At 64.9% G+C, this 15,361-nt stretch carries 16 protein-coding genes; 6 read left to right on the plus strand and 10 right to left on the minus strand.

The genetic code is table 11. The features are described from left to right. The first annotated feature begins 109 nt into the window (after positions 1–109). A complete protein-coding gene (locus EPN31_RS08070; protein ID WP_291771687.1) occupies positions 110–2,659 on the plus strand; it encodes a cation:proton antiporter in 2,550 nt (849 codons plus the stop codon). Here EPN31_RS08070 and EPN31_RS08075 read toward each other — a convergent pair. Genes EPN31_RS08075 through EPN31_RS08095 form a run of 5 tightly spaced genes read right to left on the minus strand, consistent with a single transcriptional unit; the run spans position 2,644 to position 6,641 of the window. Next, the gene (locus tag EPN31_RS08075; RefSeq protein WP_291771689.1) at positions 2,644–3,279 is read right to left on the minus strand and encodes an SCO family protein; all 636 of its coding nucleotides are present in this window, start codon (positions 3,277–3,279) and stop codon (positions 2,644–2,646) included. The two genes, EPN31_RS08070 and EPN31_RS08075, sit on opposite strands and share 16 nt — an antisense overlap. Beyond that, positions 3,276–4,202, minus strand: a complete 927-nt coding sequence (cyoE, locus tag EPN31_RS08080; RefSeq protein WP_291771692.1) for a heme o synthase — start codon at positions 4,200–4,202, stop codon at positions 3,276–3,278. The genes EPN31_RS08075 and cyoE overlap by 4 nt, the downstream gene beginning before the upstream one ends. After that, on the minus strand, positions 4,199–5,221 hold the full coding sequence (locus EPN31_RS08085) for a heme A synthase (protein ID WP_291771899.1): 1,023 nt from the start codon (positions 5,219–5,221) through the stop codon (positions 4,199–4,201). Before EPN31_RS08085 ends, cyoE begins: the two co-directional genes overlap by 4 nt. 14 nt (positions 5,222–5,235) lie before the next feature. Continuing rightward, complete coding sequence (locus EPN31_RS08090; protein WP_291771694.1) at positions 5,236–5,847, minus strand: hypothetical protein; 612 nt, start codon at positions 5,845–5,847, stop codon at positions 5,236–5,238. Beyond that, positions 5,844–6,641 (minus strand): SURF1 family protein, encoded by a 798-nt coding sequence (locus EPN31_RS08095; RefSeq protein WP_291771696.1) that lies wholly within the window; start codon positions 6,639–6,641, stop codon positions 5,844–5,846. Before EPN31_RS08095 ends, EPN31_RS08090 begins: the two co-directional genes overlap by 4 nt. A 34-nt stretch (positions 6,642–6,675) precedes the next feature. Between EPN31_RS08095 and EPN31_RS08100 the strand changes: the two genes are divergently transcribed. Next, positions 6,676–6,885, plus strand: a complete 210-nt coding sequence (locus tag EPN31_RS08100) for a twin transmembrane helix small protein (protein ID WP_291771699.1) — start codon at positions 6,676–6,678, stop codon at positions 6,883–6,885. A 118-nt stretch (positions 6,886–7,003) separates the two neighbouring features. Here the strand turns inward: EPN31_RS08100 and EPN31_RS08105 are convergent, their stop codons facing one another. From EPN31_RS08105 to coxB, 5 genes are all read right to left on the minus strand, one after another. Continuing rightward, positions 7,004–7,879 carry a cytochrome c oxidase subunit 3 gene (locus tag EPN31_RS08105; RefSeq protein ID WP_291771702.1) on the minus strand — a complete coding sequence of 292 codons (876 nt, stop codon included), beginning with the start codon at positions 7,877–7,879 and terminating at the stop codon, positions 7,004–7,006. 28 nt (positions 7,880–7,907) lie between these two features. Continuing rightward, positions 7,908–8,078 carry a DUF2970 domain-containing protein gene (locus tag EPN31_RS08110; protein WP_291771704.1) on the minus strand — a complete coding sequence of 57 codons (171 nt, stop codon included), beginning with the start codon at positions 8,076–8,078 and terminating at the stop codon, positions 7,908–7,910. 17 nt (positions 8,079–8,095) lie between these two features. Then, a complete protein-coding gene (locus EPN31_RS08115; protein ID WP_291771901.1) occupies positions 8,096–8,212 on the minus strand; it encodes a cytochrome oxidase small assembly protein in 117 nt (38 codons plus the stop codon). Between the two features lie 11 nt (positions 8,213–8,223). After that, a complete protein-coding gene (gene ctaD, locus EPN31_RS08120) occupies positions 8,224–9,855 on the minus strand; it encodes a cytochrome c oxidase subunit I (protein ID WP_291771707.1) in 1,632 nt (543 codons plus the stop codon). Positions 9,856–9,927: 72 nt separating this feature from the next. Then, the gene (gene coxB / locus EPN31_RS08125) at positions 9,928–11,097 is read right to left on the minus strand and encodes a cytochrome c oxidase subunit II (RefSeq protein WP_291771710.1); all 1,170 of its coding nucleotides are present in this window, start codon (positions 11,095–11,097) and stop codon (positions 9,928–9,930) included. 258 nt (positions 11,098–11,355) lie between these two features. Here coxB and EPN31_RS08130 point away from each other — a divergent pair, with 258 nt between their 5' ends. From EPN31_RS08130 to EPN31_RS08145, 4 genes are all read left to right on the plus strand, one after another. Beyond that, positions 11,356–12,198: an NUDIX hydrolase family protein gene (locus EPN31_RS08130; protein ID WP_291771713.1), complete on the plus strand. Its 843-nt coding sequence runs from the start codon at positions 11,356–11,358 to the stop codon at positions 12,196–12,198. Between the two features lie 44 nt (positions 12,199–12,242). After that, positions 12,243–12,839, plus strand: a complete 597-nt coding sequence (locus EPN31_RS08135; protein WP_291771716.1) for a PhaM family polyhydroxyalkanoate granule multifunctional regulatory protein — start codon at positions 12,243–12,245, stop codon at positions 12,837–12,839. Positions 12,840–12,914: 75 nt separating this feature from the next. After that, positions 12,915–14,282, plus strand: a complete 1,368-nt coding sequence (gene glmU, locus EPN31_RS08140; protein WP_291771719.1) for a bifunctional UDP-N-acetylglucosamine diphosphorylase/glucosamine-1-phosphate N-acetyltransferase GlmU — start codon at positions 12,915–12,917, stop codon at positions 14,280–14,282. A gap of 14 nt (positions 14,283–14,296) precedes the next feature. Next, positions 14,297–15,358, plus strand: coding sequence for a glycosyltransferase family 4 protein (locus EPN31_RS08145; RefSeq protein WP_291771720.1), 1,062 nt, complete (start codon positions 14,297–14,299; stop codon positions 15,356–15,358). Positions 15,359–15,361 lie beyond the last annotated feature (3 nt).

The raw sequence follows: 15,361 nt of genomic DNA on the forward strand, positions 1-15,361 counted from the left end.
CGAAGCAGATGTTCACAGGATGCCTTCTCGGCATCCTTTTTTTTGGGCGGCGAAGACAGGCCAAAACCGCTATTCTTTCAGTGATGTCTCATCCTCGCGATCCGTGAACATGAAAATTGGCCTGCTGGTCTTTGGTATGGCCGGGCTCTTGGCGCTGGTATCTTTCATGCCGCCGCTGGCGGGCCGTCTGAAGCTGCCTTACTCGGTCCTGCTGGCGATCGTGGGTTTCGTGCTGGGCGTGGTGATTCATGTGCACGGCTGGGCGCCCGGCGTGGTGGCTGACTTCCTGGATTCATTGCAGCACTTCGACATTTCGTCGGAAACCTTTCTCTACGTCTTCCTGCCGGTGCTGCTGTTCGAGGCCGCGCTGGCCATGAATTTCCGGCGGCTGATGGACGACATCAGCCCGATCCTGGTGATGGCGATCGTGGCCGTGTTGGCTTGCACCGTGGCAGTCGGGTTCTCGCTGGCGGCGATCTCGCCGTATGGCCTGGTGGTCTGCCTGATGCTGGGCGCCATCGTGGCGACGACGGATCCGGTGGCGGTGGTGGGGATCTTTCGCGAGGTGGGCGCGCCGCGCCGCCTGACTACGCTGGTCGAGGGCGAATCGCTTTTCAATGATGCGGCGTCCATCGCCCTGTATTCGGTGCTGCTCAGCATGCTGTTCGGGGGTGCCACCCTGTCGGTGACCGAGGTCGTGCGCAGCTTCCTGGTGAGCTTCCTGGGCGGCGGGCTGGCGGGGTTCGCCATGGGGCGGCTGACCGGGCTCCTGTTCCGCTGGCTGCGGGGCTGGCCGGCGGCCGAGATCACGCTCACCGTCGCGCTGGCTTACCTGACGTTCTTCGTGGCCGAACATTATCTGGGTGTCTCCGGTGTGGTGGCCACCGTGGTCGCCGGACTGGTGGTGGGTTCCACGGGCCGCACCCGCATGTCGCCCACGACGTTCGAACAGCTCGAGGGCACCTGGTCGCAATTCGGCTTCTGGGCCAATTCCCTGATTTTCCTGTTTGCGGCCATGCTGATTCCCCGCATGATGGCCGAGATCACCTGGATGGAGGTTCTGCTCATCCTGGTGGTTTTCATCGTGACCCTGTGTGCACGCGCCGTGATCGTCTATGGGCTGCTGCCGCTGCTGGGGCGGCTGCGGCTCAGCACCGAAGTCAGCCCTTCCTATCGCGTGGTGATGCTGGTGGGAGGGCTGCGGGGAGCCGTGTCGCTGGCGCTGGCGCTGGCGGTGACCGAGCAGCCGGCCGTGCCCCATGATGCGCGTCAGTTCATCGCGGTGGCGACCACGGGATTCGTGCTCATGACCCTGTTCGTCAATGGCCTGACGCTTCGGCCGCTGATCTACCGTCTGGGCCTGAATCAGCTGGCCCCAGTGGACCGGACGCTGCGGGATCAGGCCCAGGTCGTCGAGCTGGAGGCCTTGCGTCTGAAGATCGACGAGATTGCGCGCAACGAGCATATCGGCCAGGAGGTCATGGATCGCCTGCACGCCGTCTTCGATGCGGGCCAGGCGGGTGTGGGGGCGGGGCAGGTCCGCCTGCTCGCCGAAGAGCAGAAGGTGGCTGTCGGCATGGGCATTCTCGCCGGCCGCGAGGAAGAAATGTTCTTCGAGACGCTGAAGGCGCAGGTCGTGGACTGGCGCACGGCAGAGTCACTGCTGGCGCGCGCCGAGCGTCTAGGGGATGCTGTGCGGGTGGGTGGTTTGCCCGGTTTCGAGGCCGCCATCGAGCGGGATCTGCGCTATTCCCTGGGATTGCGGCTGGCGCTCCGGCTTCATGATCTGACTGGTTGGCAGTTCTGGCTGGGCCGTGAACTGACCCAGCGGTTCACGAACCTGATGTGCAAGTGGGCCGTGGCACGGCGCCTGATCCGCTTTGCCCGCAGCGACGTGCAGCCCTTGCTGGGGGCGGAGGTCACCGAGATCATCATCGAGGCCCACCAGCGGCGCCTGGACCGGCTCGAAGGCGCGCTGCAGGCGCTGGCGCTGCAATACCCCAGCTACGCCCAATATCTGCAGGAGGCCTATCTGGCGCGCATGGCGCGATCCATGGAGCGCATGCGGTACCGGGACATGCTGGCGCAGAACCTGATCAGCGGCGAGACCTACGCCGACCTGATCAACCAGGTCGACATGCGCTGGCAGTATCTGGAAAACCAGGGTGCGCTGGACATCACCCTGAGCGCCGAAACCCTGATCCAGCGGGTGTCGATGTTCGAGGGCGTGGACGAAACCACGCTGCATGCCATTCAGCAGGTGCTGAAGCCCAGGCTGGCCGTCCCGGGCCAGGAAATCCACACCAAGCTCGGGCGCAGCCACGCCATGTATTTCGTGGCTTCAGGCGCGGTGGTGCTGGATCTGCCGGACGGGACCACGGCGGAGTTGGGCAGCGGCCAGATCTTCGGTGAAATGGCGCTGGTGCTGGGGCATGATTTCCAGCCGCGGGTGCGGTCCCTGGGGTACAGCCGCCTGCTCATGCTGCACGAGCGCGACTTCAAGCGGCTGCTGCAGGATCTGCCGGTGCTGCGCGAGAAGATCGATGCCATCGTTGCCCAGCGCCTGCGCGCGGTCGAGGTCTGGCAGCAGTTCCAATCCGGCGAGCGGCAGCACGAGCCGCTGCCGTCATTGCGGCCTGATGCTCAGAGCAGCAGCTGAATGTCGTGCGCCATGGCCTGCGGCGTGGTGTTGGCGCTGATGAGTGCCCGGGCGTTGCCCGTGCGATCCAGCAGATAGAACGCCGACGAGTGGTTCATCGCGTATTGCTGCGGTGTCGGGCCTGGATCCTTTGAATAGGACGCCTTGAAGGAGCGTGCCGTGCGGGCCAGCTGTTCCTCCGAGCCTGTCAGGCCCATGAACGCGGGGTCGAAGGTCTGTACGTAGGCGCTCAGGATCTTCGGGGTGTCGCGCGCGGGGTCCACGGTGATCATGACGACCTGCACATCGTGTGCTTTCGCGCCCAGCAGCTGCATGGCCTGTGCCGCCATGGCCATGGAGGTGGGGCAGACGTCAGGGCACTGGGTATAGCCGAAATACACCAGCAGGACCTTGCCCTTGAAGTCGGCCAGCGTGCGGTGTCGGCCGGCCGTGTCGGTCATGTCCAGGTCGCTGCCCAGGTGGGTGCCGGTGATGTCGTTGCCGGCCTCGAAGGCCAGCGGCTGGTCGGATGCCTTGGACCCGCAGCCCGCCAGGGCAAAGGGCACGGCGGCGATGGCCGTGGCCAGGAGCGTCCTGCGGGTGCGGAAGAATGAATCGGTGGTGCAATGTGACGCGGTCATGCGGATCCTGCCAGGAACGCCGGGCCGCTCAGAACCAGACCGACCCAGTGATCCAACAACAGCGCCGCGAAAAGCAGCGCCAGATAAAGAATGGAATAGAAAAACAGCTTGCGCGCGCGCGCATCGCTGTAGTGACGATACAGCACCCAGGCCTTCCAGACAAAGCGGCCGCTCAACAGGCAGGCGGCAGCCAGATAGGCCGGGCCGCTCATGCGCACGGTATAGGGCAGGATGGACGCTGCGAACAACAGGATGGAGTAGAGCAGCACATGGAGCTGGGTGAAGTTCATGCCGTGGGTGACCGGCAGCATGGGCAGACCCGACTTTTCGTATTCATGGTGGCGGTAGAGCGCCAGGGCCCAGAAATGCGGCGGTGTCCAGATGAAGATGATGAGCACCAGTACCCAGGCCTCGGCGGGTACGGCGTTGGCCATGGCGGCCCATCCGAGCGCCGGCGGCATGGCGCCCGACAGGCCGCCGATCACGATGTTTTGCGGCGTGAGCGGTTTCAGGATGGCGGTGTAGATCAGGGCGTAGCCCACAAAGGTGGCAAACGTCAGCCACATGGTGAGCGCGTTCACCCAGACGTACAGGATCCACATGCCGGCCCCGCCCAGGATGCCCGCCATGAGCAGTACCTGTGGGGGTGTGATCTGGCCCGAGGCCGTGGCGCGGCGCGCCGTGCGCGCCATGCGGGCATCCGATTCCCGTTCGATCAGGCAGTTGATGGAAAAGGCGGCCGCCGCCAGCAGCCAGATGCCCAGCGTGGCTGTGGCCACGCGCCACAGATCTGGCAGTGCGGGCGTGGCCAGGAACATTCCGATGACGGCGCAGAACACGGCAAGCTGCGTCACGCGCGGTTTGGTCAGCACCAGGTATTGGTGCAGCAACGAGGGCGTGCGGGTGGCGGTTGTGCTCGTCATGGAGCGACTCCTGAGGGTTTGCCAGCTTGCGATAGGCGCCATAGCAGTGTGACGCTTACCAGGACCAGGCCTGCGGCTCCGCCATTATGCATGACGGCGATGAGAAGTGGCCATTGGAAGAAGATCGTGGTCAGCCCGGTGGCGAGCTGCAAGGCGAGCAGCGCCAGCAGCAGGCGCGCCGGTCCGGCCAGGCCCGGCGTATGGCGCCAATGCCAGCCGATGGCACCCAGCAGTGCGATGACGACCATGGCGAAATTGCGGTGTGTCCAGTGGATCGCCGTGAGCGCGTCCTGTGAAATGATGGCGCCGGACGACAGTTTGCCCAGGCCGCGCAGCAGCGCAAAGCCTTCGGAGAAGTCCATGTGCGGCAGCCACTGGCCGTGACAGGTCGGGAAGTCCATGCAGGCGAGCGCGGCGTAGTTGGTGCTGACCCAGCCGCCCAGGGCAATTTGCAGGAAGAGCACGGCCAGCCCCAGAATCATCCAGGCGCGGCCATGTCCGGCGGAGGCCGGCACCGGGTCGTGCGATTTTTCGCGGGCCGCCAGCCAGGTCATCAGGGCCAGCAGCGCGATGCCCAGCACCAGATGTGTGCTGACCACCAGCGGCATGAGCTTGTGGGTGACTGTCCACGCGCCGAAGGCCCCCTGCAGGCATACCATCGCAAGCAGCGTGGTCGCCAATGCCGGGCCGTGCGCCAGCGCGCGACGGTAGCGCCACGCCAGCACCGTGATCAGGATGATGAGCGTGCCCAGCGTCGCCCCCGCGTAGCGGTGGATCATCTCCATCCAGGCCTGGAAGACGCTGACCGGCCCATAGGGCATGGCGTGCAGCGCCTGCTGGATGCGGTCGCTGGCGCCCAGCGGGCTGAGGTGCCCGTAGCAGCCGGGCCAGTCCGGGCATCCCAGGCCTGAATCGGTCAGGCGCACGAAGGCACCGAACATGATGAGATCGAGCGTCAGGAACCAGGTCAGGAAGACCAGTTTCCGATAGCGTGGTACAGCGCGGGGCGTTTCAGACAGGCGGGACACGGGACTTATCCTATCCCCGAATTCTTCAGCAGGGTGCGAATGTCGTCGCGGACGCCTTCGGGATCATTGGTGTCCGGGAACTGCATCATCAGGTGGCCAAGTGGGTCGACGATCCACAGGCGCTGGTCCAGGGCGGCCATCGGGTCCGTGGCGTCGGGAGCCAGCCATGCGGCGAGTGCCTTTGGGTCGGCGCGCAGGATACGGGTGCCGACATAGGCATGGTGGACGACCGGCGCCACGGGGGCGTCATCGGTGACGAACCAGATGCGCTCGAGCCGCATGACATTCTTTCCCTGGCTCGCGTGCGAGTTACGCAGCACGAACAGGCCCTTTACGCAGGTGTCCGGACAAGCGCCCGGTCCGGCGCTGATGAGCAGCCATTTGCCCTTGAGTTGATTCAGATCGTAGGTCTGCCCCTGCTCGTCACGCGCATTGAGGTCGGTGGGGATGGGCCGCTGCGGTTCGATGATCTGGCCGTAGTGGGTCTGGACCGCTGAGCGCAGCCCCAGCGACGGCACGTAGTAGGCCAGGAACGCCAGGACCACCGGCGCCAGGCAGATGAACAGGATGGCGTAGACCTGGAAGAGGGAACGCCGGCGAGGAGCTGCAGTGGTCATGAATTCGTGGTGTCGGTGGATGGCGAAGAGGAGCGGCGCGGCCGCCAGATGCGCCAGGCCATGAAGCCCGCCGCCAGCAATGCAATGGTCGCGAAACTGAACCATTGTCCCGCATAGTTGTAATTCTGCCTGGCATTGAGCGATGGACCCGGCCATTCCTGGGTGAGTCCCGCGTCGTGGGTGGGATCCTGTTCCAGCACCACCGGCAGCAGGTTCAGTCCGGTGGCGTGCTGCAGATCCGATAATGCCAGATTCTGGACGCGCGGGGGCTGCCCGTCGGCGGGCGGCCAGGCGGACGGCAGCGCCGTGTCCAGGTGGCCTGTCAGGCTACCCAGGTCGAACATGCGGGGGACGTGGCCGAGCATGGTGCCCTGGACGGTGATCTCTCCGTGTGCCGCTTGCAGATCGGGCAGCGGCGCTCGCGTCAGCGGCCGGGCAATCCAGCCCCGCAATACCAGTAGAGCAGTGTGCGGTGCAGCCGTGAGCGCCAGCGGTGTCGCGACCCAGAATCCCGGCATCCCCTGGAGATTGCGATTGTCGAGGAGTACAGTGAATTGATTGAGCCAGTGACCGCTGGCGGTCGCCGGGTGCCAGTCGGGACCTTGGCGGTGTTCCGCGTCCAGCGTCATGCGTGGTGCGACCCGGCCTGCTGCGATAGCTGTCGACAGCGCCTCGCGTTCGCCCGCGCGCCGCAGCTGCCAGCGGCCCGCCTGGATGCAGACGGCGCCCAACAGGATCAGCAGGACGATAGCCACCATGGCTTTGGTGTGCGAGTGGGTCTGTGATTCGGTCATGGTGAGTCTGCGGATAGATTTCCAGGGAAAACCCATGAAAATCCTGATTATCGTGATGTTTCTGGCAGTGGTGGCCAGCCTGGCGTCTGCGTTGGTGTTCCTGATGGATGATCGTGGCGCCAGCGATCGCATGGTTTGGGCGCTGACCTGGAGGGTGGGTTTGTCGGTTCTGCTCGTCCTGTTTCTGCTGCTGGCGCACGGCCTGGGGTGGATTGATTCTACCGGGCTGCAGGTGGTGCGTTAGGCATCGTCAATACCGTGATGTCCATGGCGGGGCGCACGTGCCGCGGTCGCCCAAAAAGCCTGAATGGAACGGCCGGCGGTGAGCCGGCCGTGGCATGCCTTGCGTCGCTGCCTGTGCGCTACATCCAGTAGACGAAGACGTACAGACCCAGCCACACGACGTCCACGAAGTGCCAGTACCAGGCGGCACCCTCGAAGCCGAAGTGGTGGGTGGCGGTGAAGTCCCCACGCACAACGCGCCACCAGATGACCGACAGCACCGTGGCGCCGATGATGACGTGGAATCCATGGAATCCGGTCAGCATGAAGAACAGTGCGCCGAACGCGCCGGAGGTGAAGCGCAGGTTCAGTTCAGTATAGGCTTCGTGATATTCGTAGGCCTGACAGGCCACGAAGGCAAAGCCCAGCAGGATCCCCAGCCCCAGCCAGAAGATGGTGCGCGACCGATTGGCGGCGCGCAGGGCATGGTGGGCAACGGTGACTGCGGCCGCCGAAGACAGCAGCAAGGCCGTGTTGATCGTGGGCAGCCAGAAGGGGCTCACGGTCTTGAACGGCGCGATGGTGCCTGCCGGTCCCAGATTCGGCCAAGTGCCCGCGAAGCCCGGCCACAGCAGGGTTTGAGAGTCCAGCGTGCTGAGCCAGGGAGTGGAGACCTCGCGGGTGTACCAGAGCGCGCCGAAGAACGCGGAAAAGAACATGACCTCTGAGAAGATGAACCAGGTCATGCTCCAGCGGTACGAGACATCAATGCGCTTGCTGTTCAGCCCGCCCTCGGATTCGCCGATGGCATCGCCAAACCAGCCGTACAGCGTGACCAGCATGGAGATGATCCCGGCGATGCACAGGTAGGGGCCCACGGTGAAGTCGTTGACCCAAAGGGCCGCCCCCAGGAGCGTCGCCAGCATGCTCAGGCTACCCCGGATCGGGTAGATGGAATGCGGCGGGACGTAATAGTAGGGCGCCTCTGCGGCGCGTGCCATCTGGCCCGTGGTCATAAGTGTTCTCCTCATCATTATTTCAGCACTAGGCCGTCACCAGGTGCACAGCCAACATCAGCAACAATACGAAAACCAGACCGAGCAGCAGCCCTGCACAGATGACGTGGACCGGGCGGATGTGCGCCAGATCGTCGTCGTGGCCAGCGCGCTTGCGCAGCCCCAGAAATGCCCAAGCTGCGGTTCGGATCGAGCGCAAAAACGGGCTCGATCTCCTCAAGAACCGATCCCCCACAGATTGGCGCGCACGAAAGTCCATACGATGAGCGCGACCGCAACGAGCGCCAGAAGCCATCCGGTACGGCGATTGCGCCGACGCTGTTCGGGGGTCAATCTAGGGTCCATCAGTGGCTACCCTCTATCACGAGCGGCGTGCCGTCCAGGTCCGGCGGCGTAACGAAGGTGTGGTAGGGAGCGGGCGAGGGCACTGTCCATTCCAGGCCCTCGGCGCCTTCCCATGGGCAGGCCGGCGCCTTGGCACCCTGGCCGCGCACGGCTTTTACGACGATGTAGATGAGCAGCAGCTGCGAGAGCCCAAACCAGAAGGCGCCAATGGTCGCTATCTGGTGGAAGGTGGTGAACTGCGCGGGGTAGTCGGCGTAGCGACGCGGCATGCCGGCCAGACCCAGGAAGTGCATCGGGAAGAACGCGAGGTTGAACGAGAGCATGCTGGACCAGAAGTGAATCTTGCCCAGCCGTTCGTCGTACATGGTGCCGGTCCACTTGGGCATCCAGTAGTAGGCGGCGGCAAACATGCCGAACAGCGATCCAGCCACCATGACGTAGTGGAAGTGGGCCACGACGTAGTATGTGTCCTGAGCCTGGATGTCGATGGGGGCGGACGCCACGATCAAGCCCGTGAAGCCGCCGATGACGAACACGAAAATGAAGCCGATGGCGAACAGCATGGGTGTTTCAAAGGAGAGCGAGCCGCGCCATATGGTGGCCGTCCAGTTGAAGACCTTCACCCCCGTGGGGATGGAAATCAGCATCGTGGCGTACATGAAGAAGAGCTGCGCCGTCACCGGCATGCCCGTCGTGAACATGTGGTGGGCCCACACCAGGAACGACAGGATGCCGATGGCACAGATCGCGTACACCATAGAGGTGTAGCCGAAGAGCTTCTTGCGTGCGAAAGCCGGTATCACGTGCGAGATGATCCCGAACGCGGGCAGGATCATGATGTAGACCTCGGGGTGCCCGAAGAACCAGAACACGTGCTGGTACAGCACCGGGTCGCCGCCTGCGGCGGCGTTGAAGAAGTGGGTGCCGAAGTGGCGGTCGGTCAGCAGCATGGTGACGGCGGCGGCCAGCACCGGCATCACGGCCAGCAGCAGGTAAGCCGTGACCAGCCAGCCCCAGCAGAACAGCGGCATCTTCATCAGCGACATTTTCGGTGTGCGCATGTTCAGGATGGTGACGATGATGTTGATCGCCCCCATGATGGACGACGCACCCAGGATGTGGACGGCAAAGATCGCGAAGTCCATGCCTGGACCCATCTGGAGCGACAGGGGCGCGTACATGGTCCAGCCCGCCGCATTGGCGCCGCCCGGCACGAAGAACGACGCCGTCATCAGGATGGCGCCCACCGGCAGCAGCCAGAAGCTGAAGTTGTTCATGCGCGCGAAGGCCATGTCGGAGGCCCCGATCTGCAGCGGAATCATCCAGTTGGCGAAGCCCACGAAGGCCGGCATGATGGCCCCGAAGATCATGATCAGCCCGTGCATGGTGGTGAGCTGATTGAAGAACTGCGGCTGGAAGAACTGGATGCCCGGTTCGAACAATTCCGTGCGCAGCATGAGTGCCAGCGTGCCGCCCTCGAGCAGCATGCAGAACGAAAAGATCAGGTACATGGTCCCGATATCTTTGTGGTTCGTGGCAAACACCCACCGGCGCCACCCGTGCGGGATGGCGTGGGCGTGTTCTTCGTGCCCCACGTGGGGTGGGATGTGGTCAACTGCAACGCTGCTCATGACTGCCTCCTTCCTGGGTCGTGCCGCCTGTCGGCGGCGCGAGGAAATATCGTATTGGGTTCGTGGCCGAAATCAGTGGGATCCGCGCAAGGCCAGCACGTCCTTGGGCTGCACGACCGGGTCGGGGCCCTTGCCGGCGTTGTCCCAGGCGTTGCGGGTATAGGTGATGACGGCTGCCAGCTGGGTATCCGAGAGCTGGTCGCGGAATGCCGGCATGGCGGTTCCCGGGTGACCGTTGAGCTCAGTCAGGATCTGGCCTTTCATGGGTGCCAGCACGAACTTGGTGTTGCCGTTCAACGCCGGGAAGGTCCCCGGGATCCCCATCCCGTTGGCCTGGTGACAGGCGACACAGGTGGTGGTGAAGACGTCTTTGCCCTTGGCGATGAGCTCTTCCTTGGTCCAGGTCTTGTTCGGGTCTTCGGTGGCGGCAGCCATCGTGGACTTTTCCTGCTTGACCCACTTTGCGTAGTCTTCCGCGGACTTGACCTCGACGACGATTGGCATGTAGGCGTGGTTCTTGCCGCAGAGTTCTGAACATTGGCCGCGATAGGTACCCGTCTTTTCAGCCCGGAACCAGGTATCGCGCAGATATCCAGGGATCGCGTCCTGCTTGACGCCGAAATCAGGGACGGCCCATGAGTGGATCACGTCTTCAGCCGTGACCACGATCCGGACTTTCTTGTTGACCGGCACCACCAGCGGATGGTCGACTTCCATCAGGTAGGTGTTGCTCTTGGGGGCCAGGTTGTTGATCTGAGCCTCCGGTGTCGACAGATTGGACAGGAAGTGCACGCCCGCCGCCGGCCCGTCGAGATATTCGTAGCCCCATTTCCATTGGTAGCCGGTGACCTTCACGGTCAGGTCCGCGCTGCTGGTGTCTTTCATGGCCACCACCGTGCGCGTCGACGGAATGGCCATACTGACAATGATGAGGAAAGGTACGACGGTCCAGGTCAGTTCGACCGTCATGTTTTCGTCGAACTTCGCGGCCTTGTGGCCCTTCGACTTGCGGTGCATGACGATGGAGTAGAACATCGTGCCGAACACGCCGATGAAAATGATCGTACAGATGATCATGATCATCCAGTTCAGATCGTAGATATCGTGCGCAATCGGCGTGACGCCGAAGGGGAGGTTGAGTTGATCCACCCCCGGCCCGCCCGGCATGTCCTTTACTTCGGCGCCGGCAAGAGCCGCCCACGACAGTGCGACCATGCCCAACAACCCTCTGACCATCTTCATGCTGTCCCTCTGGTTATAGTGTGTCTCTGGCGGCGGGTTGGCTTTCGTCGGACAGCGGCGAAAGGGCGACGAGCCCAGGGCACACATCATCAGATCATCAGGCATTCGAGCGGGCGTTGGCGCCCGTGCCTGAGATTTCCTTATAAGCAGAGGGGATTATAGCGAAGGGACCCGCCTTGTACAGGCTGGCCAGACGCCCATTTGCAGGCTCTTCCGGGTTTTTACCAATCCCCTGTGGGCTTCCACTACAATCTTCCGATGGATTCAATCACTGCCGCATTCGCTCTTGACGACGTGCTCGCGCGCAGCGCACGCCTGGTGCGCCGCGCACAGCAGCTCCCGCCGGCAGGCGCCCGGCCCGTGACGATTTCAGGCCGCGTCGGGGGCTGGATTGCGCCGCGTGCACTCGAGGCCATCCGGGCGTTGCCGGGCGTGGATGTGGAAGACGAAGCCGTTCACATCCGCGCTGTTTCGACCCGTGGGCTGGGGCTGGAGGCCGTGCTGCAGGGTGTGGCGCAAACGCTGCAGGAGGCCGGTTGCATTCGCTCCTGGCGCGACGAGCGGGTGGACGTGGTGGCCGAGGGCCGCTGCTTTTCGCGGATCGAGCGCGGCGCTACGCGGCCGCTGGGGCTGCTCACGCAGGCCGTGCATCTGAATGCCTGGGCGCCGGACGGGCGGCTGTGGGTGGCCCGCCGTTCGCTCACCAAGCCGACCGACCCGGGGTTGTGGGATACGCTCTCCGGTGGGTTGGTCGCGGCCGGCGAAGACCCGGAGATGGCGCTGCTGCGCGAGACTCACGAAGAGGCCGGCCTGCCGGCCGTGGCGCTCGCAGCCCATGCGCCGTTGCGCACCGTGGTGCGGATGCACCGCCGGCTGCCCGATGGCTATCAGGTCGAGAACGTGCTGGTCAGCGACTGTGTGCTGGACCCGGGGACGGTTCCCAGGAACCTGGATGGAGAGGTCATGGAATTCCGGTGCGTGGCGGCCGCGCCGCTGCAGGAACTGCTGGCCCAGGGCGCGTTCACCCTTGAGGCCGAGATCTGTGTTCTCGACTCGCTGCGTCGCCGGCTTCAGATCCCCTCTGCGGCCGTTTCCCGCTAGACTTCTTCTATCGTGCCGGCATGGTGCCGGCGGAGGCGCTTCCCATGGCACAAGACAAGACCAATCCATTCGTGTTGCCCGGTTTTGGACAAAAGGGCGATGCCGCTCAGAACCCGCTGTTCGCGGGACTGGAAATGATGCGCCAGGCCTGGCAGAACATGGCGGGCGCCGGACATATGGATGCGGCCCTGATGCCGCCGCTGTCGCTTGAAGAGCTCGACCGCCGCATCCGCGAACTGCAGACGGTGCAGAACTGGCTGCAGCTCAACGCCACCATGCTGGCGAACACCATCCAGGGTCTGGAGATCCAGCGCAGTACGGTGAGGACGCTGAACTCCCTGGCCGGTCGGGGGCTGGCAGGTGCGGCGGCGGCGACCGATGCATCGGCCGGTGCCGGCGGGTCCGACTACACACAGGCGGCTGAAGACTGGTGGAAGCTGGTCCGCGAGCAGTTCGATGGCCTGGCGGCAGCCACTACGGCCAGCCTCCAGGGGGTGGCCGACGCGGCCAAGACTGCCTCGCAACCGGATCCCAGTCAGCAGGCCGCCGAAGGCAAGGCCTCTTCCTCCCGCAAGAAGACCTCGACCGGTACTCCGGCCAAGCGAACTCCCCGCCCGGCCGCCCGCAAGCCGCGCGCCTGATCCTGCTGCCGTCTGCGCGGTTGCCCGGTGGCCCGCGCGGGCGGCGTCTTACCGCCACTTTGTCGTGACCCTTTCATGCTGAACATCATCATTCTGGCTGCCGGCCTGGGCAAGCGCATGCAGTCCGATCTGCCCAAGGTCCTGCACCCGATCGCGGGCAAACCCATGCTGGCGCACGTCCTGGAAACTGCTCGTGCCTTGTCGCCCGATCGCATCGTGGTCGTGGTGGGCCATGGCGCCGAGCGTGTCCAGGCGTCCTTCGCGGACGCAGACGTGGCCTTCGCGCTGCAGCAGCCCCAGCAGGGCACAGGCCATGCCGTGATGCAGGCGTTGCCTCATCTGGTCGAAGGCGATTCCGACGATGCTTGCCTGGTGCTGTATGGCGATGTCCCGCTGGTGCAGGCAGAGACCCTGCGCGAACTGCTGCGGGCCCGTGGCGCAGGCCTGGCGCTGCTCACCGAGACGCTGGCTGATCCGACGGGGTACGGCCGCATCGTGCGGGATGCGGACGGGCGTGTCGCGCGGATCGTCGAGCACAAGGACGCGTCCGCCACGGAGCGTGCCATCACCGAGGTCAATACCGGCATCCTGGCAGCCCCCACGGCGGCGCTGCGCCGCTGGCTCGCAAGGATCGACAATCGCAATGCCCAGGGCGAATATTATCTGACCGATATCGTGGGGCTCGCGGTGCGCGACGGTGTGCCGGTGGCCCATGCCCAACCGGCCGCCTCGTGGGAGACTCTGGGCGTCAACAGCCGCATGCAACAGGCGCAGCTCGAGCGGATCTGGCAGGGCGAGCAGGCCCGCCGCTTGCTCGAACAGGGCGTGACACTCGCGGATCCGGCCCGCTTCGACTTGCGCGGCGAACTCATCTGCGGGCGTGATGTGTTCATCGATGTGGGGTGCGTGTTCGAGGGCCGCGTGCGGCTGGCGGACGGTGTGCGCATCGGGCCGCACTGCGTTCTGCGCGATGCCGACATGGGCGAGGGGACGCAAGTCGAAGCCTTCACACATGTCCAAGGCGCCCGGGCGGGCGCGGGCGCGCGGATCGGTCCCTATGCGCGCTTGCGCCCCGGCGCCGATGTGGGTCCAGAGGCCCATGTGGGCAACTTCGTGGAACTCAAGAAGACCACGCTGGGCCGCGGATCCAAGGCCAACCACCTGAGCTATCTGGGCGACGCGGTGATCGGCGACCAGGTCAACATCGGCGCGGGCACGATCACCTGCAATTACGATGGCGTCAACAAATTCCAGACCGTGATCGAGGACGGCGCCTTCATCGGTTCCGACACGCAGCTCGTGGCACCCGTGCGTGTCGGCCGTGGCGCCACGCTGGGCGCGGGGACGACGCTCACGCGCGACGCACCCGCCGGGGAACTGACCTTGTCGCGCTCGAAGCAGATGTCCGTTCCGGGCTGGAAACGTCCAGTGCGCAAGTCCTGACGGGCGCCGGGCGAATGCGGATCCTGCAGATCAATCTGGAGCGTGGGTGGCGTGGTGGCGAGCGCCAGACCCTGTTGACACTGCAGGGGCTGCGGGCAGCCGGCCACGAGGCCGAATTGCTGGCCCGATCGGGCGGGGTGCTTGCCGACCGTGCAGCGGCGTCGGGTATCCCGACCCATGTCTGTGGGGGCAGTCTCGGGATGTCGCGTTTTCTGCTGAGCACCTGTCGCGGCTACGACCTGTGGCATGCCCAGACGGCACAGTCCATGAGCATCTTGGCTGTGTGGCGGCCCTTGCTCAGGATCCCGGTGGTCTTCACGCGCCGGACGGCTTTTGCCCCGCATGGCGGCGACCGTCGGCGGCGCTGGAAATGGTCACGCGCCGATGCGTTGGTCGCCATCAGTCAGGCGGCGGCACATGCGCCCCGGGATCTGGGGTTGGCTGTGCAGATCATCCCCAGCGCCGTGGAGCCGATGGCGCCGGACCCGGCTCGTGTGCGGTCGCTACAGGATGCGTTTTCCCTGTCGGGACGGCGTGTCCTGACCACCGCAGCGGCGCTCACTCCCGAGAAGGACCCGCTGACCCTGATCGAGGCCGTGGCTCGCGTGCGCGAGTCGATCCCGGATGTCCTGTGCCTGCATTGCGGCGCCGATGGTTCGGCGGCTGCGGCGGCGCGTGCGCGAGTCGCGGCGTTGGGCCTGCAGGATCACTATCGTTTCGTCGGTTTCCAGCCGCATGTGGCGGATTTTCTGGCTGCTGCCGAACTCTATGTCAGCAGCTCGCAGGCCGAGGCGCTGGGCACCAGTGTGCTGGACGCCTGCCTGGCGGGCCTGCCGGTGGTTGCGACCGATGTGGGCGGGCACCGCGAGACGCTGGCGCCCGATCGCGGCCTGCTGGTGCAGCCCGGAGATGCCGTCGCCCTGGCGCACAAGATCCTCTGGGTGCTGACGCATCGCGATGTCGCGCAGGCCATGGCGCAACGCGCGCGGGCCCATGTGGCTCAAGCCTATTCGGTCCCTGCCATGGTGGCCGCTTATCAGGATCTGTATGCCGCGCTGATACGCGCGCGGCGATGAGTG

The sequence above is a fragment of the Castellaniella sp. genome (genome assembly GCF_004321985.1).
Classification (GTDB): domain Bacteria; phylum Pseudomonadota; class Gammaproteobacteria; order Burkholderiales; family Burkholderiaceae_B; genus Castellaniella.